The organism is Affinirhizobium straminoryzae, assembly GCF_007004135.1.
GTDB lineage: Bacteria > Pseudomonadota > Alphaproteobacteria > Rhizobiales > Rhizobiaceae > Neorhizobium > Neorhizobium straminoryzae.
The window spans coordinates 15,799-38,250 of sequence record NZ_VJMG01000013.1 but is presented as its reverse complement, the minus strand read 5'-3'; the positions used below and the strand labels follow the sequence as shown (position 1 = coordinate 38,250).

Below are 22,452 nucleotides of genomic sequence, written 5' to 3'. Positions count from 1 at the left end.
GTCCCCGCGCCGGAATGCCCTCGAAGTGTGTAGGGCGGACTTGATCTTTGGGTATGAACAACACGAACCCCCGGCGCATTGCGTGCCCCAGTGGCACGATCAGGAGATTTCATGTCAGTAGCAAACCCCACGCGGGATGATTTCGCAGCCCTGCTCGAGGAATCCTTTGCCTCTCACGATCTGGCCGAAGGCTATGTTGCCAAGGGCACGGTCACGGCGATCGAGAAGGACGTTGCCGTCATCGACGTCGGCCTCAAGGTCGAAGGTCGCGTTCCGCTCAAGGAATTCGGCGCCAAGGGCAAGGACGGCTCGCTGAAGGTCGGCGACGAAGTCGAAGTGTATGTCGAGCGCATCGAAAACGCTCTGGGCGAAGCCGTTCTGTCGCGCGAGAAGGCTCGCCGCGAAGAAAGCTGGATCCGTCTGGAAGCGAAGTTCGAAGCCGGCGAACGCGTCGAAGGCGTCATCTTCAACCAGGTCAAGGGCGGCTTCACGGTCGACCTCGACGGTGCCGTGGCCTTCCTGCCGCGTTCGCAGGTCGACATCCGTCCGATCCGCGACGTCACGCCGCTCATGCACAACCCGCAGCCCTTCGAAATCCTCAAGATGGACAAGCGTCGCGGCAACATCGTCGTTTCGCGCCGCACGGTTCTGGAAGAGTCGCGCGCCGAGCAGCGTTCTGAAATCGTTCAGAACCTCGAAGAAGGCCAGGTTGTTGACGGCGTCGTCAAGAACATCACCGATTACGGTGCGTTCGTTGACCTTGGCGGCATCGACGGCCTGCTGCACGTTACCGACATGGCATGGCGCCGTGTGAACCATCCGTCGGAAATCCTGAACATCGGCCAGTCGGTCAAGGTTCAGATCATCCGCATCAACCAGGAAACCCACCGCATCTCGCTCGGCATGAAGCAGCTCGAGTCGGATCCGTGGGATGGCATCTCCGCCAAGTACCCGGTTGGCAAGAAGATCTCCGGTACCGTCACCAACATCACCGATTACGGTGCATTCGTTGAGCTGGAGCCGGGCATCGAAGGCCTCATCCACATCTCCGAAATGTCCTGGACGAAGAAGAACGTTCACCCCGGCAAGATCCTGTCCACAAGCCAGGAAGTCGACGTGGTCGTTCTCGAAGTCGATCCGTCCAAGCGTCGCATCTCGCTCGGCCTGAAGCAGACGCTCGAAAACCCGTGGCAGGCCTTTGCCTACAGCCATCCGGCTGGCACGGAAGTTGAAGGCGAAGTCAAGAACAAGACCGAATTCGGCCTGTTCATCGGCCTCGACGGCGACGTGGACGGCATGGTTCACCTCTCCGACCTCGACTGGAACCGTCCGGGCGAGCAGGTCATCGAAGAATTCAACAAGGGCGACGTCGTTCGCGCTGTTGTTCTCGATGTGGACGTCGAGAAGGAGCGCATCTCGCTCGGCATCAAGCAGCTCGGCCGTGACACGGTCGGCGAAGCTGCCCAGTCCGGCGACCTGCGCAAGAACGCTGTCGTCTCGTGCGAAGTCATCGGCGTCAACGATGGCGGCATCGAAGTGAAGCTCGTCAACCACGAAGACATCACCTCGTTCATCCGTCGTGGCGATCTGTCGCGTGACCGTGACGAGCAGCGTCCGGAGCGTTTCCAGGTTGGTCAGGTCGTCGACGCCCGCGTCGTCAACTTCTCCAAGAAGGATCGCAAGATCATGCTGTCGATCAAGGCTCTCGAGATCGCGGAAGAGAAGGAAGCCGTTGCGCAGTTCGGTTCGTCCGACTCGGGCGCATCGCTCGGCGACATTCTGGGCGCTGCCCTGAAGAACCGCAGCAACGACTGATCCTCGTTGGACCAATGATAAAGGAACCCGCCGGAGCGATCCGGCGGGTTTTTTGTTGGACGATTGATCCCCGAATGCTCTCGGGAAAGATGCAATCCGGTTTCCTGCACGAGCAAACGTCGCCAGCGCGGATCCCGCTGGCTACCAGGCGGCGAGGCGCTGGTAAAAGCCATGGGCGCTGCTTTCCGGCGGCAGGAACGCAGCCGGCTCGGGCAGGGCAGCGAAATCGTCCGGCAGGGCGAGGGGGTCAGGCGAGGGCTCGTCCGAGGCCTGCGCATCCGCAGGCTCGGAATCCTGCTCCGTCGCGTCCGGGTCGGCATGCGCGCCGCTGCCCTGTCGGCTGCCGCGCCGGCGCCCGGGTTCGCGCTCTTCGTCCTCTGCCTCTACGGCCTTCACAAGCGGACCATCCTCATCCTCCGGCATTCCCTGCGGGCCGTAGGGCACATAGACTGGCACTGCCACCTCCCGGACGGGCGGGACTGCGGAAGGGCCGGATTGCGTCTGCGCTGCGATGACCGCCGCGAAGGGCGCGGGGGAAGACGCATCGCTGCCGGCTCGTCGTTGCCCTGCCGTTGCCGTGTCTGCTGGCTCGCCTGCTTCCGGCGCTGTCCGGCTGTCCGCCGCGAGGCGTTCCGGCACGCTGCCGTCGGACATCATGTCCGCCATTTGCGGGGCCGCATCGTCCGGTGCGGGCTCCTGCCCCGGGAGAGGCCATGTCTCGTCCTCGACATACAGATCCGACAGCCATGCGGCGGTAATCGGCATGTCCGGCGCCAGAGGAACGCCGGCACGAGAAGCCCCGGCTGGGGCACCTATCTCGTCTGCAATACCCGTCATCAGACGGGCCAGCGCCGGACCATCATAGGTTACATCTTCCGGTGCCGCAGCGGCTTCTGCGGCGAGGACCGGGAACGGACTTGAGACAAGGTCGGCCTTTGGTGCTGCGGGAGAGGTCCTCAGGGGTGCATCCGCGATCGGAACAGGCGGTGCCGCCGCCCGTGGCTGTGCGGCACCATGCTGTGAATCCGCGCTTTTGGGCTCATCAAGCGTGCTGTGCGTCGCGGCTCTCTGTGTCACCTGTCTCTGCGGGGGCAGGGCGTTGCCGTCTCCAGAGGCGTCGCGTCCCGAGAGGCCGGGACCGGCATGGGGCTCTCCCGTTGTATCTGGGAGTCCACCGATGCTCTCCTCCGGCAGTGCGTGGGACAGGCTGGCCATCGCATGCTGCGCCGGTGACGGCGTCTGGCGGGAACGGTCGGCGAGCGGCAGGGGCGCTGCTGCGGTGCGGACCGGCGGGTTGAGACGGGGATCTGCGGGCAGTCGAGCCTCGGTGCTGCCGGGCGGCAGCGGTGCGGCCTCCGCGCCGGCATTCTGGCGATAGGAGGTGACCACGCGCCGTGTGACCGGGTTGCGCTCGTCATAGGCGGCGGCCTCCATCTGCAGCGCCACCCGGGTGGCCTCCGGGCCGAAGGGGTTCTTGAGGATCTCCGTCAGAAGCCGCAGCGAAAATCCTTGCATCAACTGGTTCAACGCCCGCTGGAGGGCAAGCTTTTCGGGTCCGCTGAGGCCCGAAATCACCTCTGCCAGGCGTTCGGTGTAATCGACCAGCGATTCTCCGGCATGGCGGTTGATCTTCAGCAGTGCGCCGATGGTTTCCGCGACAACGGACAGACCCTGCGACAGCTGCATCTGGCCAGAAAGCGAGAGCAGGACGAAACGGCCCGCGCCAAGCGCGAGCGAGGACGTGCTGGTGCCCGGGTGATCCCCGGTGCGGCCGAGCGACAGCTCGATTCGCGGCAGTGTCGGCGGTTGGGCGGACTGGCCCGAGAGATCGACGGAGGTGTCCGAAAGGGCGGCGACAGGCGGCAACATGAGTCTGCTCCACGCTGTTGTCGGTTGACAGGACAGACCGGCTTCGCGGAACCCACAGGAGCGACCGAATGGGCCGCGGCGCCTCATGGCGACATTTCATGCCGATGAATGGCCCACTATGACGCAGAAACCTTAAGATTTTCCTAAAACTTGAACGATCGGTCGGAGAGGGGAGAGCGCTGCTCCACCTGCGATGCGGGGCCTCGTTGATGTGAAGCGGCGGTATCTGGCCAGAGAACGGCGCGAGCCTTAGGGAATGGGTGCGGCCCCCGCGGTCTTCGGCTTCAGCAGCCGGTAGAGGCCGATTTCATCCTGCGACACCGCCAGAATCGCGCCACCGGGGTCGGTGCGGACTATGTCTTCTTCCGCCTGCCGCGGTGTCCACGGACGGGAGTCGTTCTTCCCCGTCGCAGAGACCTTATCCCTGTCCTGAGCGCTGCCTGTCGTCTGCGAGGTGTCTCGGGCTGTTCCGGTCCTTGACGTTTCCACCGCAGCGGCAAGAGTGGCCAGGACGTCCTGCGCCCTATCGTCCGCCGATGCGTCAGTGTCGTTCGCCGTCCTGTCGTTGCGCTCACGGATCGCCCTGTGCATGGCCTGCACGCTGTCAAGCTTTGCGGAGGCCTCACGGGCGGCGATGTCATCCTGCTGTTCGGCTTCGGTTTCGGCATCCGACACGCGGGTCGGGTCAAAACCCTGCTCACCGAGCTTCAGCTCGGCCAGCGTCTTGGGGTTGGCGACATCCTCCAGTCGCTGCAGCACCTTGGCGGCATCCCCGCCGGTCAGGGTACCGTCGCCATGCTGCTTTTCCAGCGCCTTCTGCACCGCGACCGACGAATCGGAAGAGGGATTCTTGATCGCCTCGATGACCGTCGAAAGCTTGAGACCCAGCGTGTCGAGGCCGATGTCCTTCGTGAGCGCAATGGTGTCCTGTGGCGAGAGATCGGCCAGCGCCGTCTCGATCGCCCGGCCATAGGCATAGGAGGACATATCCTCGGTCTTCTCCACGCCGAGCGCCTTGCCGAGCGACTGGTAAAGCTGCACCTTCAGCGCGTTGGCATCGACCTTGGTCACGGAAAACAGCGCTTCGCTGATCTTCTCCTGCGCCCGCTTGTTTGTCTGGCTTGCGCTGATACGGGCCTCGACAGCAGCGTCCGGTGTCTGGCCGGTCTTCTCCTGCTCTTCGCGGCGCCGGCGTTCCTCGGTGTCGTCCAGCATGGATTGCAGCAGCCCGGCTGCAATGGTCCCCGTCGATGATGCGCCCGCGATCAGCATGATGTCTATTCTCCCCCGGCCTCTTGCGAATCCGGTGTGGAGGGTGGCGTCAGGCGCTTAATAAAGGTCTAGCCGCAGGTTGTGGGTTTCAGCTATGGGCGAAGATGTCGGTTTCTTCCCAGCCGAGAAGGTCGAGCTTGGCGCGGGTCGGCAGGAAGTCGAAACAGGCCTGCGCCATTTCCATGCGGCCATCGCGCTTGAGGCGCTGGGTCAGCTTGTCGCGCAGGGCATGCAGGTGGAGAACGTCGGAGGCGGCATATTCGAGCTGCGCCTGCGACAGGGTTTCCGCCGCCCAGTCGGATTGCTGCTGCGCCTTGGAAACGTCGATGTCCAGCAGTTCCTTGAGATTGTCCTTCAGGCCGTGCCGATCGGTGTAGGTGCGCGTCAGCCGCGAGGCGATCTTGGTGCAGAAGACCGAGGCAGTGGTCACGCCGAAGGTGTGGAAGAGAACGGCAATGTCGAAGCGGCCGTAATGGAAGATCTTCGTGCGGCCGGCATCGGCCAGCAGCGCCACCAGATTGGGCGCTTCCTTCTGCCCGGCGGCAATGCGAATCACGTCGGCCGTGCCGTCACCCGGCGAAAGCTGCACCACGCACAGCCGGTCCCGGCGCGGGACCAGCCCAAGCGTTTCGGTATCGATGGCAATGGCCCCCTGATAGCGGGCGGCCGCCTCTGCGCTGATATCTGCCTCGTGATAGCGGATCGTGCTCATGTCGTCTCTTTCCGGTTCGGTCTGCCCGCTATAAACCAGAGAACCCGCGCAGGATATGCCTTTATTTGACTCGCTATCGACAGCAATCCGGTAGAAGCCTTGCGTCAGGCGCATTGCTGCAATGCAGCAGCGCCCTTGTTGAAATCAATCGCGTCACCTATATCTCAATCATCGAAGCGACGCACTCCTCCTCCTCCCAGCGTCGCGACGAAGAGATCGGCAACCTCCTCCTCCTCCCAATTGCCGATCAAGTTTAAAAGCCTGCCGCACCTCCTCCCGCGGCAGGCTTTTTCGTTTGCAGTTTTGTTACTGTATAACATATCTTGGGTTGTTTTAGATATTTCTGTTTCACGCAAATGTCATCACGCGTGACTATAGCCGGGACGTGACCAACAACCACGTTCTCGAGGCACCCATGCGCACTCTCTTTGCTGCCCTCGTCGCGACCACGGCACTCGTTTCCGGTGCCCAGGCTGCGACCGTCTATCCGCTCGATCGCGCCACGATCCTCACGGGTTCTCCCTTCGACTTCAAGGTCGAGTTCAAGTCGGTCGTGAAGCCGGAGGATGTCAAGATCACCGTCAACGGCCAGGACTACAAGGCCGTTCTCGGCGCCGAAGCCAAGTTCGTTGCCGAAGAAAAGGGCAAGGAAGACAAGGTGCTCGGCTCTGCCCTCCTGCTGCGCGGCGTCAAGATCGCCAAGGCTGGCGACTACAAGGTCGAAGTCTCCGCCGGTGACGAGAAAAAGTCCGTCACCTGGAACGTCTACGGCACGCAGGCAACCCCGAAGGCCAGGAACATCATCTTCTTCCTCGGCGATGGTTTGTCGGTCGCGCACCGCACCGGCGCCCGCATCATGTCCAAGGGCATGACCGAGGGCAAGGCCAACGGCCACCTGAACATGGACACGCTGGACCGGATGGCATTCGTCGGCACATCCTCCACGAACGCCATCGCGACCGACTCGGCCAACACCATGTCGGCCTACATGACCGGCCACAAGACCGCCGTGAACGCCCTTGGCGTCTATGCTGACCGCACCCCGAGCTCGCTGGACGACCCCAAGGTCGAGACCATTGCCGAAGCTCTGCGCCGCACGACGAAGAAGTCGATCGGCGTCGTCTCGACTGCCGAAGTTGAAGATGCGACCCCGGCTGCCGTCGTGGCCCATACCCGCGCCCGTGGCGACAAGGCCGAGATCGCCGGCATGTTCTACGACGTGAAGCCGGAGGTCGTTCTGGGTGGTGGCTCTGCCTATTTCCTCCCCAAATCCGTTGCCGGTTCCAAGCGCAAGGACGACAAGGACTTCATCGCTCTCTTCAAGGAAGCCGGCTACACCCTGGCGACCACCAAGGACGAACTGGCCAAGGCTGACGGCGACAAGGTTCTCGGCCTCTTCCACACCGGCAACATGGACACCGTGCTTGACCGCCTGCAGCTGAAGAAGGGCACGGTCGAAAAGTTCCCGAACCAGCCGGGCCTCGTCGACATGACCAGGGCCGCTCTCGACAAGCTGTCGAAGAATCCGGAAGGCTTCTTCCTGATGGTCGAAGGCGCTTCGATCGACAAGATGTCCCACCCGATGGACTGGGACCGCGCCCTGTATGAAACCATCGAATTCGACCAGGCCGTCGGCCTCGGCCTCGAATTCCTGAAGAAGAACCCGGACACGCTGATCGTCGTCACCGGCGACCACACGCACGGCGTGTCGATCATCGGCACGATCGATGATGAGAAGCCGGGCACCGACATGCGCGAAAAGGTCGGCACCTACGCCGATGCAGGCTTCCCGAACTACGAAGACAAGGATGGCGACGGCTATCCGGACAAGGTCGACGTCTCGCGTCGTCTGGCTGTCTTCTCCTCGAACTACCCGGACTACTACGAAACCTGGCGTCCGAAGATGGACGGCCCGTTCGAGCCGGCCGTGCAGAACGAGAAGAAGCAGTACGTCGCCAACGAAGCCTACAAGAACGTTCCGGGCGCCGTCTTCCGTGAAGGCAACCTGCCGCGTTCGGCCGACACCGCGGTTCACGCTGTTGACGACATCGTCCTGCAGGCGACCGGCCCCGGTTCGGAAGGCTTCAAGGGCTACATGGAAGAAAGCGACATCTACAAGGTGCTCGTCGATACTTTCGCACTCGGCGCCAAGTAAGCACGCCGATGCCCGTGCCGGGTCTAAAGATCCGGCCTTTACGGCCTGACGAAATTCCACCCGCCGTCTCGGTGGGTGGAACTGTTTCACGGAAGGAGATCCCGATCATGATGACCCTCCCACAGCGTCCGGTGTCGCGCCGCCTGGTGCTTGCCGGCCTCGCGATGGTCGCGCCCTCTCTGCTCACCGCCCGACCTGCGGCTGCCGCGGCGAGCACGCTCGGCTTTGGCGAACTCTATGGCAAGGTCACGCCGCTCGGACTCCAGTTTTCCGACAAGACAAAGGCGCTCGATGGCAAGTCCGTCTCCATGCGCGGCTTCATGGCGCCGCCGCTGAAGGCCGAAGCGGCCTTTTTCGTTCTGACCGAGATCCCCATGTCGCTCTGCCCCTTCTGCTCGTCGGATGCCGACTGGCCGGACAATATCGTCGTGGTCTATCTCTCCGCCCGCCAGACCTTCACCCAGGCCAACCAGACGATCGAAGTGACGGGCCGGCTCGAAACGGGGTCCTGGACCGATCCGGAGACCGGGTTCGTAAGCCTGCTCCGGCTGCGCGATGCGCATTACGCTCCGGTGTGACATGCTGACACTCTCCATCGAAAACCTGGTCGTTCGCGTGCCCGACCTGCAGCAGCCGGTACTCGTGATCGACCGCCTCGACGTCGCTGCCGGTCAGCATCTGGCCGTCACCGGCGGCTCGGGTTCGGGCAAGAGCACGCTTCTCAATATTCTGAGCGGGCTGGAGCGGGTGCGCGAGGGCCGTGTCCTGTGGAACGCATCCGACATCGCGCCACTCTCCGAAAGCGGCCGCGACCGGTGGCGGGCTCGGAATGTCGGGCTCGTCATGCAGGATTTTCATCTGTTTCCCGGTTTGACCGCTTTGGCCAATGTGTTGCTGCCCGCCCGGCTGGCGGGTGCCGCCGATGCCGCGATCCTGGCCCGCGCCCATGATCTTTTGGCCCGGGTCGGCCTGTCGCGGCCGGACCAGCGCATCGAGACCATGTCGCGCGGCGAAATGCAGCGTGTGGCGATCGCACGCGCGCTGTTGCGCCGGCCGGGCGTCATTATCGCGGACGAGCCGACGGCGAGCCTCGATGTCGAGAGCGGCGCGGCAGTCGGCGATCTCCTGCTGGAGGTTGCGGCCGAGACCCGCTCGACGCTGATCGTCGCATCGCATGATCCGCGGCTGGTCGAGCGTCTCGACCGGCGGCTTTCGCTCGCCGCGGGCCGTATCGTGGCCGACAACGCAGCATCCGAGGTGGCGGCATGATTTCCTTCGTTCTGGCGGATCTGCGCCGGCTCTGGCTCGGTGCCTTCGTTCTGGTGCTTCTGGTAGCGCTAGCAACGGCGCTTGGCGTGGCTGTTACCGTGCAGGAGCGGGCCTTGCGGCTCGGCAGCGCCCGTGCCGCGGACCGTTTCGATCTGGTGGTCGGGGCTGCCGGCAGCGAGACGCAGCTCGTTCTCTCCTCCGTTTTCCTGCAGCCTTCGCCGCTTCCGCTGATGCCGGGCGCGGTGCTGGCGAAGCTCGCGGCCGATCCGCGCGTCGCCTGGGCAGCGCCTGTCGGCTTCGGCGACAGTTTCATGGGTTATCCGATCATCGGCACCACGACGGCGCTGGTGAAGGGCACCACGACGGGGTTCGCCGAAGGCGGCCTGTTTGCCCATGAGGGGGAGGCGATCGTCGGTGCTGCGGTGCATCTGCCGCTCGGTGCGGAGATCAAGCCGATGCACGGCACGGCCGAAACCGGCGGTGAAACGCATACGGAAATCGCCTATCGCGTCGTCGGCCGCGTCAAACCCACCGGCACGCCTTGGGATCGCGCCATTCTGGTGCCGGTACAGGCCGTCTGGCACATCCACGGCCTCGGCCATGATGATCATGGTGATCATGATGACGATCATCACGCTGGCGGCGAGGACGGGGATCATGCGGCCGATGCGGCACATCTGCCAGCGCATGCGGACGGGGCCGTCGCAGGACATGACGAGGCCGGTCATGATGCCGATCATCACGAGGGCGATCATCACGAGGCGGGCGAGCATGGCGCGGATGATCATGACGAGCATGACCATGACGGGGATGGTCACCACCATGGCCATATCGACCCCGATGGGGCGCTCAATGAGGTCTTCACCGATCAGGCGCCCGGCCTGCCGGCCATTCTCGTCAAGCCGAAGACGATTGCCGATGCCTATCGCCTGCGCCAGGAATATCGCACCGCTGGCACGCTTGCCGTCTTCCCCGGCGAAGTGCTGACGCGGCTTTATGGGACGCTCGGCGATGCCAAGATGGTGCTTTCGGCCGTGGCGGCCGGATCGCAGGCGCTTGTGGCGGCGGCCCTGCTGCTTGTCAGCGTGATTCACGTGACACAGCGGCGGCGCCAGATCGGCGCGTTGCGAGCCTTTGGTGCGCCGCGTCTGGCGGTGTTCGGCATCGTCTGGAGCGAGTTGTTCGTGCTGGTGCTGATCGGGATTGCGCTCGGCTTCGGCGGCGGCTATCTCGCCGCCCGGCTGATTGGCGATGCCTTTACCCGCCAGACCGGCGTGATCCTGCCGGTGGAATTTGCCGCCGAGGATGGCGGCATGGCGCTGATCCTGCTCGCCATCGGCATGGTGTTTGCCGCCATTCCGGCGCTGATGGCTTACCGGCAATCGCCGGCGCAGGCGCTGCGCAGCTGATCAGCGGCCAAGCGGGAGTGGAGGCAGGCGCGGGATGCGCCTGCCCGTGTCCAATCACGGCTCAGAGGGCGGCGATCTCCGCCATCACGCTGTCCTCGACGGTCAGTCCCTCGTCGGCGGCGATGCGCCGCAGGCTGCGGCCACGCCGTCCGGGCAGGCGCACACCCTCTTCCCGGCCCATTTCGGTGGCGAGCATGGCCAGCCGCTCCGCCGTGCCGCCGCCGGTTGCCGCATTCGGGTCGATCGCGATGAGATACTGGCCGAGCGCCGGCGGCGGCCCCTTGTCGTCGAACAGGGAGCTTGCTTCGTAGGAGAACAGCGCCCCAGCCAGCGCTGCCGACAGCGCCTCCACCATGAAGGCGAGCGCCGCCCCCTTCACACCGCCGGTCGGCGCCATGGTGCCTTTCAGTGCTGCATCGGGATCCGTGGTCGGCCGGCCGTCGCTGTCGAGCGCCCAGTCATCGGGGATCGCCACGCCCTTCTGCTGTGCGGCCATCACCTTGCCGCGCGCCACCTTGGAAAGCGCGAGGTCGATGACGATCGGCTCATCGCTTGCCACCGGCACGGCAAATGCGATTGGGTTGGTGCCGTAGAGCGGCCGCTTGCCGCCCCACGGCGCCATGGAGGCCGGCGCATTGGCAAACATCATCGCCACCAGTCCCTGCTCGGCAAAGCGCTCCACCGTCAGTGCCATCACGCCGGCATGGTGGGAGCGGTAAAGGGCGGCGGCGGCAATACCCTGCTGGCGGGCGAGCGGCGCGAGTTCCTCGACTGCCAGGTCCAGCGCAGGATAGGCAAAGCCGAAGGCGACATCGATGGAGAGAACACCGGGGCGTGTCCGTACCGCCTTCGGTACGGCCTTGCCATCCACCTTGCCGCTGCGCACCTGCGCGACATAGGCGAGTACACGGCGCAGGCCATGACCGGATTGTCCGGCGGCCTCGGCCGTGACGAGGGCGCGTGAAACGGAAAGAGCGGTGGCGGCGGTCACGCCATTGGCTTCGAAGACGCCGGCAATGCGCGCTTCGAGATCGGAAAGGCTGATATGCATGGTCGGTTCCTGCTGGCGGGGCGGCCATGCAAAGCCCTGCGGCGGCAGGCCGGATCGCCTTTTCCCTACAGCATCGCCGGCAGATGGCAACTTGCTTTTCGCTTTCTCAGCCTTCGCCCGGACGTGGCGAGGTCAGGGCAGGGGCGGACCCCAAAGCTCGCGCGGTGCGGACCCCGCCTCACGTCCAAGCAGGTCCGGCCCGGCAGGACCGTGAAACCCTCAGCAGTTCTTGTAGCCGAGTGGCACGGTCACCCGGTCGCCGATTCCCGCCGGTGGTGGCGGAACTGGGGAGGCGCGGCGTACCAGATCGACCATGTATCCGTCGAAATCCGCAAACCCGGACGACCGCGACAGCGAGACGGCGGAGAGATTGCCGCCGGCATCGATGCGGAAGGTGACATAGGCGGTGCTGCCGCGGCCGGTGGCCGGGCATTTTCCGCGCTGGCGGGCCAGATGGGCGGCAAGCTTGGCCTGCCAGCGGGCGGGGGAAACGGACGATCCGGCCACGCTTTCGGCGGTGGCAGAGGCGGCGGTGCGATCCGCCTGCTGGACTTCGGCCTTGGCCTGCTGGGCAGCCTTGGCGGCCGGCGGCTTGGGCTTCGGCGGAACGTGCTGCGCCACCTTCTTCGGCTCCGGCTTCGGCGCTTCCTTCTTCACCTCGACCGGTTCCGGCGGACGGATGACGGGAAGCGGAACCTCAACATTCTCCAGCATGGCAAGCTGCTGTTCAACGACCGGATCCACCGGTTCCGGCTCCTTCGGCTGTTCCTCGGGGATCGTCTGGGTCACCTCTTTCACCGGTTCCGGTGGCGGTGTGTCTTCCACCATCTCTTCCGGCGGCGGCGGCTCCTTCTGCTCCACGACCTCCTCCGGCGGCGGCGTATCCTTGACCGGCTCGATGACCTCTTCCGGCGGCGGTTCTTCCACCGGCTGCATGCTGTCGCTTTTCACCTCCTGCGAATCCTGCAGTTCCTGCGACACCAGTGTTTCGTCCGTCGCGGCAGCCGTCGGCTCCGGCGCCAGTTCGATCATGATGGCGGCGGGCGGTGCCGCATCCGCAGCCTCGATCGGTTCCTCGCGCAGGGCCACGGCGGCGGCGGCGATATGGGCGGCGAGCACCACGGCGGCAGCCCCGCTCCACAGGGCGGCCTCGCCGAGCCTGCCCGTTCGGCTTCCCCGGTGAACGGTCAGGCTCATGGCGCAGCTCCCGTCGTCTGGCCGACCGGCATTGTCGCTCCCGGCAGGGTTTCAAGGCCCACCAGCGCGATCTTCAGATAGCCGGCATCCCGCAGCAGGTTCATCACCTCCATGAACTGGCCATAGCCCACCGATTTGTCGGCGCGCAGGAAGATCCGCGCGTCCTTGTTGCCGGAGGTGGTGCGGTCGAGCGCCGCCGCCAGCTGCTCGCGGGCGACCGGATCATTGCCGAGATTGAGCGTCAGATCCTGCCTAATGGTGAGATAGATAGGCTGGTCCGGCCGCTGTGCCGGCTTGGCCGTCGAGGCCGGCAGGTCCACGTTGACATCCACGGTGGCAAGCGGAGCCGCCACCATGAAGATGATCAGCAGCACCAGCATCACGTCGATGAACGGCGTGACGTTGATCTCGTGGTTTTCCGGCAGGTCGTCACCGCTGCCTTCACGAATGCCGCCGGCCATGGCCTATTCTCCCGCCATCAGCGAGACGGACGACTTGCTGCGCGCGCCGGTCGGCACCTTGCGAAAGTCGAGATCGCGGCTGACCAGCCGCTCGACGCCTGCCGCCGCATCTGCCAGCAGCTGGCGGTAGCCGGTAATGGCGCGCGCGAAGATGTTGTAGATCACCACCGCCGGAATGGCCGCGACGAGGCCGATGGCGGTGGCAAGCAGCGCTTCGGCAATGCCCGGCGCCACCACGGCGAGGTTGGTGGTCTGCGACTGCGAGATGCCGATGAAGGAATTCATGATGCCCCAGACGGTGCCGAACAGGCCGACAAACGGGCCGACGGAGCCGATTGTGGCAAGCGCGCCCGTGCCGCGCATCATGCGTCGCCCGGCGAAGGCCTCGATGCGCGACAGCGAGGAGGAGACGCGCTCCTTCACGCCGCTGTTGTTGGCATAATCCAGAGCGCCTTCGGAGAGTTTCAGTTCCAGCGCCGCCTCGCGCAGCATCAGCGCCGCCGGGCCACGGCGCCGCTCGGTGGCGGCCAGCGCTTCGGACAGCGTGCGGGCATTGCGGATGGCCTTGATGACGCCGTTGACGCGGCGGCGCGCACCGGCAAGCTCCAGCGACTTGGCAAGCCACACCGTCCAGGTGATCAGCGAGGCAAGCGCCAGGCCGGCCATGACCCCCTTCACGACCCAATGGGCCGCCATGAACATGCCGAGTGGGGAGAGATCATGGGGAATGTCGCTGCGCGGAGCCGGATGCATGAACTGCTCGAGAAGGCCGGCAGTCTCGCCTTCCGTCGCGCTGGGCGCGGACGCCTGCACCTCCACGGCACCTTGAGCCGATGCCTCCGGTGCGGCAACGCCGCCAGTGGCTGCAGACTGGGCGTCGCCGATCGCCGCATTGTCCTGTAGTGCCGGCGCACCGGGCTGTGATGCTGAAGGCTGCGCAGCCGCAGGTGGGGGTTCGGTTGATATGGCAGGTGCGGTCAGGCGCGGCTGGGTGGCGGTCGGGTCCTGCGCCTCAGCGCCGCAGGCGAGCGACAGGAAGAGCGCTGAACCGATTACCAGAGCGGTCGGCGAAAATGCGCTACGCGTCTCGTTTCCGGCCTTCCGGACGGTCGCGGACGAGGTTGTCCAGGACAGGACGGTCAAGGGCGAAAGGGTCGGCATGGGCATACTCCGGACACGTTTTCGGGCAGGCGCTCAGCCGCAAAGCCACGTTCCGGCTGGCACGCTATGCGGCGGGTGATGGCCATGGGCGGTGCACCGCATGCGTTTCAAGCCTATCCGATAATAAACTTGAGTTATTTTCGCAAGAATAATGTGCTGAAAAATTGGCAGAATTAATCAGGTTTTGCCGATGGAGGTGATGCCCGTCTGGGTTGCGCGGACCGGAAACCCAACCGTCGGCCAAGGCGTGTGCCGGCGTTCCCGCTTACAGTGGACGAAATGCAAAACGCCGGGCACAGGGCCCGGCGCTGGATGGTGTCTCTGTCCGTACGTCAGAGCGTACGGGTAACATGTTCCACGCGGAAGCACTCGATGGTATCGCCGGCGCGGATGTCTTCGTAGTTCTCGAAGGCCATGCCGCATTCCTGACCGACCGGCACTTCGGAGACTTCGTCCTTGAAGCGCTTGAGCGTCTTGAGCTTGCCTTCGTGGATGACCACGTTGTCGCGAACGAGGCGCACGCCTGCACCGCGCTCCACCTTGCCTTCGATGACGCGGCAACCCGCGACCTTGCCGACCTTGGTGATGTTGAACACCTCCAGGATCTCGGCATTGCCGAGGAAGGTCTCGCGGCGTTCCGGCGAGAGCAGGCCCGACATCGCTGCCTTCACGTCATCCACCAGATCGTAGATGATGTTGTAGTAGCGGATTTCGGTGCCGGTGCGTTCGGCCAGCGTACGGGCCTGCGCATTGGCGCGGACGTTGAAGCCGATGATGGCGGCATTCGAGGCCTCGGCCAGCGAAATATCCGATTCCGTCACGCCGCCAACGCCCGAATGGACGATACGGGCACGTACTTCGTCGGTGCCGAGCTTTTCCAGCGCGCCGGCAATGGCTTCGATCGAGCCCTGCACGTCGCCCTTGATGAGCAGCGGGAACTCCTTCATGCCCGACGTCTGCAGCTGGCTCATCATCTGTTCCAGCGAACCGCGCGAACCGGACTGGCGGGCTGCCGCCTTGTCGCGGGCGAGACGCTGGCGATACTCGGAGATTTCGCGGGCACGGGCTTCGTTTTCCACGACGGCGAACTTGTCACCGGCAGCCGGCGTACCCGACAGACCGAGAACCTCGACCGGCATGGCAGGACCCGCTTCCTTGACGTGTTCGCCCTTGTCGTTGACGAGCGCGCGCACACGGCCCCACTGGTCGCCGGCAACGATGATCTGGCCGGGCTTCAGCGTGCCCTTCTGGATCAGGACGGTGGCAACGGCACCACGACCGCGGTCGAGCTGGGCTTCGATGACCGAGCCTTCCGCCGTGCGGTTCGGGTTTGCCTTGAGGTCCAGAACTTCGGCCTGCAGCAGGATGGCTTCCAAGAGCTTGTCGAGATTCAGGCCGTTCTTGGCCGAGACTTCGACGTCGAGCGTTTCACCGCCCATGGATTCCACGAAGACTTCGTGCTGCAGCAGCGCGGTGCGAACGCGCTGCGGGTCGGCCGTCGGCTTGTCGATCTTGTTGATCGCCACGATGATCGGAACACCTGCTGCCTTGGCATGGTTGATGGACTCGATCGTCTGCGGCATCACGCTGTCATCAGCGGCCACCACGAGGATGGCAATGTCGGTGACCTGCGCACCACGGGCACGCATGGCCGTGAAGGCTGCGTGGCCGGGGGTGTCGATGAAGGTGATCTTCTGGCCGTTCTGCTCGACCTGATAGGCACCGATGTGCTGGGTGATGCCACCGGCTTCGCCGGCCACCACATTCGCCTTGCGGATCGCATCGAGCAGCGAGGTCTTGCCGTGGTCGACGTGACCCATGATGGTGACGACCGGCGGACGCGGCAGAAGCTCGCCTGCGTCGTCGGCCACGTTGAAGATGCCTTCTTCAACGTCGGATTCGGAGACGCGCTTGACCGTGTGGCCGAATTCGGTGGCGATGAGTTCTGCGAGGTCGGCGTCGATGACGTCGCCCGGCTTCATCATCTGGCCTTCCTTCATCAGGTACTTGATCACGTCGACGGCGCGTTCGGACATGCGCTGCGACAGTTCCTGAATGGTGATGGTTTCCGGCAGGATGACCTCGCGCATGACCTTTTCGCGGGTTTCCTGCATCTGGCTGCGGCGGAACTTTTCCTGGCGGCGGCGCATGGCCGACAGCGAACGGCCACGGGCGTTGCCGTCCTCGTCCACGTCAGCCGTCGTGACCGTCAGCTTGCCGCGACGGCGATCGTCTTCCTTCGGGCGAGCCGGAACCTTGGCAGGAGCGGGAGCCGCCACCTTGCCGCGGGCCGGGCCACGGGCGGAACCGCGATCGTCGTCCTCGTCATCCGATGCCTTGCGGCTGCGTGGCGCGACGCCGGCCGGTGCGGGGGCTGCCCCGGGAGCAGCCGGGCGCGGCGGCTGCGGACGGTTGTCCGGAGCGCGTGCGGCAACAGGCTGCTGTGCCGGCTGTGCTGCAGCGGCCGGGCGTTCGACGGCTGCTGCCGGCTGCGGCTGGGCGGCAGCTTCCTCCTTGGCCGCTTCGGCGGCAACCTTGGCTTCCTCAGCCAGGCGGGCTTCCTCTGCGCGGGCCTCTTCAGCGCGGCGCGCTTCCTCGACCTTGCGGCGCGCTTCTTCTTCGGCGCGCTGCTTGGCCTCGATCACGTCGCGGGCCTGAGCCTCGGCAAGCGCGCGGCGACGGGCATCCATCTCGCTGGCCGAGAGGTCGTGCAGGACATTGCCACGCGGACGATCCGGCTGGCGCTGCGGCTGCTGTGGACGACCCGGGTTGTTCTGGTGACCCTGATGGCCCTGCGGGCGCTGGCCCTGCTGCGGACGCTGCTGCTGGTTGGGCTGGTGGATGCGCGGCGGCGGCGTGGTCTGGGCCGGGCGCGGCTGCGGAGCCGGCGCTGCTGCCTCTGCCGGGCGCTGCTGCGGCTGGGCAGGGGCTGCCACCGGCGTGATCGGCTTTTCATCTTCCGGGCGGATCGGGCGACGCTTGCGCGTCTCGACCACGACCGCCTTGGTGCGACCGCGACCCATATCCTGGCGTACGGTACCCTGGGCCATCCCTGAGGGCTTCAGGGTGAGGGTCTTCTTGCCCGTAACGCTGAGTGTCTTGTCGTCTTTACTGTCGGTCATCCGTTCCTGTTCCTTCCGACAGGAACAGAGATGGCAACCATCAGATCCTGTCGTTCAATACATGTCTTCCAATGCGGCAGCCGGCGATTGCCGGTAACCGCGTCATGTCCTTGACCGGCCAGCGCCGCCATTCGCTCCGGAGTGACCGCCAGTGCGGTACGTTTCGAGCTTGGTTGCGCGCTTCACTACACCCTCACCCGCCTGTCCGGCAAGCGCCGCGGCATGGATAAAAGCATTCTGGCCCATCAGTTCGTCCATTTCGGCCGCAGTCAGAAGCCGGAAGGAGGGAATGTCCTCCTCGGCCTCAGTCCCGAGCCTCCAGGCCTTGCGGGCCTGGTCAATCTTTCGCACGCCGTCGGCTGCGGCATCGGCCGCATGAAACACACCAACGGCCTCGCCGCCACGAATGGCGGCATCCACTTTCATGGCGCCGGAGATGAACTGGCCCGCCTTGCGCGCCATGTTCATCATGCCCACCATGTCGGCCACCAGAAGGCGGTCGACGAGGTCGACAAGCTCGGCGGAGGCCTTGGCCTCCATCTTCAGTGCCCGCGAGAACAGCTTGCGCTGAACCGCCCGCTCGACCAGGCCACGTTCGGCCCGGATCCAGCAACCGCGGCCCGGCAGCTGGCGTTTCAGATCCGGCACCACCTGGCCATCCGGCCCCGCGACGAAGCGGATGAGGTCCGCCGGATCGGTCGCCTCACGGGTGACGATGCAGGTGCGATCGTTCACCACGAGATCCTCGTCGTCCGCGTCATGCTCGGGCGCCGCGATCATTGTTCGGCAGCGGCATCCGCCTCCTCGTCAACCGCTTCCCCGGTCTCATCGGCCTGTTCGCGGGCCAGATCCTCTTCGGTGATCCAGCCGGCCAGCAGACGGGCCTGCACGATCATGGTCTCGGCTTCCACGCGGGATACGTCGAACTTGGAGAAGATGCCTTCGTACTTCTTCGTCTCGCCGTCCTTGCGTTCGGTCCAGCCGATCAGGTCGTCGGCGGCGCAGCCGGCAAAGTCTTCCACCGTCTTGATGCCGTCCTCGCCGAGCGCCACCAGCATCTTGCCGGTCAGGCCCTCGATCTGGCGCAGTTCATCGGCAACGCCGAGTTCGCGGCGCTTGGCATCCATTTCCGCCTCGAGACGGTCGAGATATTCGCGGGCGCGGGTCTGGATCTCGTTGGCGGTGTCGTCATCGAAGCCGTCGATCGAGGAGATCTCGTCGAGATCGACATAGGCAAGTTCTTCCACCTGGGCAAAACCTTCGGAGGCGAGAACCTGGCCGACCATCTCGTCGACGTCGAGGGCGTCCATGAACAGGTTGGTGCGCTCGTTGAATTCCTTCTGGCGGCGTTCCGATTCCTCGGCCTCCGTCATGATGTCGATGTCCCAGCCGGTCAGCTGCGAGGCCAGACGCACGTTCTGGCCGCGACGGCCGATGGCGAGCGACAGCTGCTCATCCGGAACGACCACTTCGATGCGTTCTGCATCTTCGTCGAGAACGACCTTGGCCACTTCCGCCGGCTGCAGTGCGTTGACGATGAAGGAGGCCGGATCGGCCGACCACGGAATGATGTCGATCTTTTCGCCCTGCAGTTCGCCGACGACGGCCTGAACGCGGGAGCCGCGCATACCGACGCAGGCGCCGACCGGATCGATCGACGAATCGTTCGAGATGACGGCGATCTTGGCGCGCGAACCCGGATCGCGGGCCACCGACTTGATCTGGATGATGCCGTCGTAGATTTCCGGCACTTCCATGGTGAACAGCTTCACCATGAACTGCGGATGGGTACGCGACAGGAAGATCTGCGGACCGCGCTGTTCACGACGCACGTCGTAGACATAGGCGCGGACGCGATCGCCATAGCGCATGTTTTCGCGCGGGATCATCTCGTCGCGGCGGATGATGCCTTCGCCACGGCCGAGATCGACGATCACGTTGCCGTATTCGACGCGCTTGACGGTGCCGTTGACGATTTCGCCGACGCGGTCCTTGAACTCGTCATACTGGCGGTCACGCTCGGCTTCGCGCACCTTCTGCACGATGACCTGCTTGGCCGACTGGGCGGCGATACGACCGAAATCCATCGGCGGCAGCGGATCGGCAATGAAGTCGCCGATCTTGGCATCGACGTTGCGGTCGCGGGCCAGAAGCAGCGGGATCTGGGTGTTGTAATCCTCGGCCTGTTCGACCACTTCCAGCAGACGCTGCAGGCGGATTTCGCCGGTCTTGGAATTGATGTCGGCGCGGATATTGCTCTCCGTGCCGTAACGGGAGCGGGCCGCCTTCTGGATCGCATCGGCCATCGCGGCCAGAACGATCTCGCGGTCGATGACTTTTTCGCGCGCCACTGCATCTGCGATCTGCAGAAGTTCAAGCCGGTTCGCACTCACTGCCATTGTTGTCGGTCTCCGTAGATCGAATGTCTGCTGCCGGCCGGGTTGCGGCGGGCAAAATGGGGTCTGTTCAGTCTTCGTCGGCTTCGTCGTTCTGGTTCGCGGCTTCCGCCTTGGCCAGCTTGTCGGCGCGCAACGCATCCCGGATCAGGTCGTCCGTCAGGATCAGCTTGGCTTCCGCCAGCGCCGCATAGGGAACGGTCACGCGCGGTTCTTCGCCATAGGCAACCTGGTCGCGCTCCAGCGTGAAGCCGTTCTCGTCCGTCTCGGCGATCTTGCCGCGGAAACGCTTGCGGCCATCCAGCAGGACGGAGGTCTCGCACTTCACCAGATGCCCGCTCCAGCGGACGAAATCGGACTTGCGCACCATCGGCCGGTCGATTCCCGGCGAGGACACTTCCAGATGATACGCCTTATCGATCGGATCTTCCACATCGAGAACCGGCGAAACCGCCATGGAGACCGCTTCGCAGTCTTCCACGGTCATGGTGCCGTCGTTGCGCTCGCACATGATCTGCAGCGTCAGACCGTTCTGGTTGAGAAGCCGCACCCGGACAAGGCGAAAATCCATCGCCTCCAGAGTCGGCTCGATGATTTCCGCGATCCTGAGGTCGAGACCCGTCTCGACGATGAGACGCGGTTCCTTCTGGCTGTCCTGCATATGGTCTTTCGGCGTGGTCGCCGTCCCGGCGATGAAGTTCCGTTGGCCTGACCGCCTAATAAAAAAGAGCGGGTCCTTCGCGGGCCCACTCTTCATCTGACGATCAAGAATTTACGGTTCATATACGCGCTAAACCCGCCGATTGCAAGGCCTTGCCGGGGTGGGCCCGGCAAGGCCGGATTTCCGCTTGCCGCCACCGCCGCCACGACTAGTTTAGGCATCGACATGAATCACAGCGAGGTCCACCGTGCCCGAGCGGGTTTCCCCCCTGGCGCCATTCGGCCACCAGACATTCCGCACCATCTGGATCGCCAGCATCGCCTCCAATTTCGGCGGACTGATCCAGTCCGTGGGTGCTGCCTGGATGATGACGGCAATTTCCCGCTCGGAAAACATGGTGGCGCTGGTGCAGTCCTCCACGGCGCTGCCCATCATGCTGTTTTCGCTGGTAGCAGGTGCGCTCGCCGACAACTTCAACCGGCGCAGCATCATGCTGGCAGCTCAGGGCTTCATGCTCGCCGTTTCGGTGCTGCTCACTGTCTTTGCCTTCTTCGGCTGGCTCGACCCGTGGTTGCTTCTCGCCTTCACCTTTTTGATCGGTTGCGGCACGGCCCTTAACAACCCCTCGTGGCAAGCCTCCGTCGGCGACATGGTTCCGCGCGCCATCCTGCCGGCGGCCGTCACGCTGAACAGCGTCGGCTTCAACATCACCCGCAGCCTCGGGCCCGCGATCGGCGGGGCGATCGTGGCGGCTTTCGGGGCCGCCGCCGCCTTTGCCGCCAATGCCGTCAGCTATCTGGCGCTGATCTATGCGCTGATCCGCTGGCAGTCGGAGGTGCCTGCGAGCAAGCTGCCGCGCGAAACGCTGGGGCGGGCGCTCTCGGCCGGCTTCGGCTATGTGGCGATGTCGCCGAAGCTGGTCAACGTGCTGTTCCGCTCCGCGCTGTTCGGCCTGTCGGCCAGCGCCATCCTGGCGCTTCTGCCGCTCGTCGCGCGCGATCTGGTGGCCGGCGGTCCGCTGACCTACGGCTTCATGCTGGGCGCCTTCGGCATCGGGGCCATTGGCGGAGCACTTCTCAATGCGAGACTGCGGGAACTGTTCTCCAGCGAAATGATCGTCCGGATCGCCTTTGCCGGCTTCGGCGTGAGCGCGGTCGTGGCGGCTCTCTCCACATCCACCCTGCTGACCTCGGCCGTTCTGCTCATTCCCGGGGCCTGCTGGGTACTGGCGCTGTCCCTGTTCAACACCACGGTGCAGTTGTCGACGCCGCGCTGGGTGGTCGGGCGTGCGCTCTCCTTCTATCAGACCGCGGCCTTCGGCGGCGTCGCGGTCGGCAGCTGGCTCTGGGGCCGGCTGGCGGAAGACCACGGCGTGGCCACCGCGCTGATGCTGGCGAGCCTTGCCATGGTGCTCGGCGCAGCCATCGGCTGGAAGTTCGCGCTGCCTTCGCTCGAGACCCTCAACCTCGATCCGGTCAACACGTTCCGCGAACCGTCGCTCCGCCTCGATCTGCAGCCGCGCAGCGGTCCCATCGTTCTCCTCATCGATTACGTGATCCGCGAGGAGAACGTGCCGGAATTTTTGGCGCTGATGTCGGAGCGCCGGCGCATCCGCATCCGCGACGGCGCCCGCCAGTGGGCGCTGCTGCGCGATCTGGAAAACCCGGACATCTGGACGGAAACCTATCACACCGCCACCTGGGCGGATTACGTGCGCCACAACCAGCGCCGCACCCAGGCTGATTCCGAAGTGTGGACCCGCATCCGCGCCCTGCATGCCGGGGAAGAGGGGCCGCGCGTCCACCGCATGATCGAGCGCCAGGCCATTCCGCCGCGCGATGCCGGCGACGACATCTTCCACAAGACATCCATCGATCTTCATCACTGAGGGCAGGGGCGGCA

17 protein-coding genes are annotated in these 22,452 nt (G+C 64.8%); 6 read left to right on the top strand and 11 right to left on the bottom strand.

The genetic code is table 11. The features are described 5' to 3' along the window. Positions 1-111: 111 nt before the first annotated feature. Complete coding sequence (gene rpsA, locus FNA46_RS06310; RefSeq protein WP_143124270.1) at positions 112-1,815, top strand: 30S ribosomal protein S1; 1,704 nt, start codon at positions 112-114, stop codon at positions 1,813-1,815. Between the two features lie 141 nt (positions 1,816-1,956). Here rpsA and FNA46_RS06305 read toward each other — a convergent pair whose 3' ends face one another. The 3 genes from FNA46_RS06305 to FNA46_RS06295 form a co-directional block, all read right to left on the bottom strand. Beyond that, a complete protein-coding gene (locus tag FNA46_RS06305; protein ID WP_143124269.1) occupies positions 1,957-3,684 on the bottom strand; it encodes a hypothetical protein in 1,728 nt (575 codons plus the stop codon). 249 nt (positions 3,685-3,933) lie between these two features. After that, on the bottom strand, positions 3,934-4,956 hold the full coding sequence (locus tag FNA46_RS06300) for a hypothetical protein (RefSeq protein ID WP_143124268.1): 1,023 nt from the start codon (positions 4,954-4,956) through the stop codon (positions 3,934-3,936). Between the two features lie 88 nt (positions 4,957-5,044). Beyond that, positions 5,045-5,668 (bottom strand): ribonuclease D, encoded by a 624-nt coding sequence (locus FNA46_RS06295; protein ID WP_143124267.1) that lies wholly within the window; start codon positions 5,666-5,668, stop codon positions 5,045-5,047. A 415-nt stretch (positions 5,669-6,083) separates the two neighbouring features. Here FNA46_RS06295 and FNA46_RS06290 point away from each other — a divergent pair, with 415 nt between their 5' ends. The 4 genes from FNA46_RS06290 (at position 6,084) to FNA46_RS06275 (ending at position 10,501) form a co-directional block, all read left to right on the top strand. Next, a complete protein-coding gene (locus FNA46_RS06290) occupies positions 6,084-7,823 on the top strand; it encodes an alkaline phosphatase (protein WP_143124266.1) in 1,740 nt (579 codons plus the stop codon). 107 nt (positions 7,824-7,930) lie between these two features. After that, the gene (locus FNA46_RS06285) at positions 7,931-8,401 is read left to right on the top strand and encodes a hypothetical protein (protein ID WP_143124265.1); all 471 of its coding nucleotides are present in this window, start codon (positions 7,931-7,933) and stop codon (positions 8,399-8,401) included. 1 nt (position 8,402) lies between these two features. Beyond that, complete coding sequence (locus FNA46_RS06280) at positions 8,403-9,092, top strand: ABC transporter ATP-binding protein (protein ID WP_143124264.1); 690 nt, start codon at positions 8,403-8,405, stop codon at positions 9,090-9,092. Next, positions 9,089-10,501, top strand: coding sequence for an ABC transporter permease (locus FNA46_RS06275; RefSeq protein ID WP_143124263.1), 1,413 nt, complete (start codon positions 9,089-9,091; stop codon positions 10,499-10,501). Before FNA46_RS06280 ends, FNA46_RS06275 begins: the two co-directional genes overlap by 4 nt. A 61-nt stretch (positions 10,502-10,562) precedes the next feature. Here FNA46_RS06275 and FNA46_RS06270 read toward each other — a convergent pair whose 3' ends face one another. The 8 genes from FNA46_RS06270 to rimP all read right to left on the bottom strand — a co-directional run bounded on the left by FNA46_RS06270 (position 10,563) and on the right by rimP (position 20,550). Next, positions 10,563-11,552, bottom strand: a complete 990-nt coding sequence (locus FNA46_RS06270; protein ID WP_143124262.1) for an Ldh family oxidoreductase — start codon at positions 11,550-11,552, stop codon at positions 10,563-10,565. A 219-nt stretch (positions 11,553-11,771) separates the two neighbouring features. Beyond that, positions 11,772-12,749, bottom strand: coding sequence for a TonB family protein (locus FNA46_RS06265; RefSeq protein WP_143124261.1), 978 nt, complete (start codon positions 12,747-12,749; stop codon positions 11,772-11,774). After that, positions 12,746-13,210 (bottom strand): TonB system transport protein ExbD, encoded by a 465-nt coding sequence (gene exbD, locus FNA46_RS06260; protein ID WP_143124260.1) that lies wholly within the window; start codon positions 13,208-13,210, stop codon positions 12,746-12,748. The genes FNA46_RS06265 and exbD overlap by 4 nt, the downstream gene beginning before the upstream one ends. Before the next feature lie 3 nt (positions 13,211-13,213). Beyond that, positions 13,214-14,377: a tonB-system energizer ExbB gene (exbB, locus tag FNA46_RS06255; RefSeq protein WP_425468677.1), complete on the bottom strand. Its 1,164-nt coding sequence runs from the start codon at positions 14,375-14,377 to the stop codon at positions 13,214-13,216. Positions 14,378-14,703: 326 nt separating this feature from the next. Next, complete coding sequence (gene infB / locus FNA46_RS06250) at positions 14,704-17,493, bottom strand: translation initiation factor IF-2 (RefSeq protein ID WP_143124258.1); 2,790 nt, start codon at positions 17,491-17,493, stop codon at positions 14,704-14,706. A 102-nt stretch (positions 17,494-17,595) separates the two neighbouring features. Continuing rightward, on the bottom strand, positions 17,596-18,273 hold the full coding sequence (locus tag FNA46_RS06245; protein ID WP_143124257.1) for an RNA-binding protein: 678 nt from the start codon (positions 18,271-18,273) through the stop codon (positions 17,596-17,598). After that, complete coding sequence (gene nusA / locus FNA46_RS06240) at positions 18,270-19,892, bottom strand: transcription termination factor NusA (protein ID WP_143124256.1); 1,623 nt, start codon at positions 19,890-19,892, stop codon at positions 18,270-18,272. Before nusA ends, FNA46_RS06245 begins: the two co-directional genes overlap by 4 nt. A 67-nt stretch (positions 19,893-19,959) precedes the next feature. Beyond that, on the bottom strand, positions 19,960-20,550 hold the full coding sequence (gene rimP / locus FNA46_RS06235) for a ribosome maturation factor RimP (protein WP_143124255.1): 591 nt from the start codon (positions 20,548-20,550) through the stop codon (positions 19,960-19,962). Between the two features lie 247 nt (positions 20,551-20,797). Here rimP and FNA46_RS06230 point away from each other — a divergent pair, with 247 nt between their 5' ends. Continuing rightward, a complete protein-coding gene (locus tag FNA46_RS06230) occupies positions 20,798-22,438 on the top strand; it encodes an MFS transporter (RefSeq protein WP_143124254.1) in 1,641 nt (546 codons plus the stop codon). Positions 22,439-22,452 lie beyond the last annotated feature (14 nt).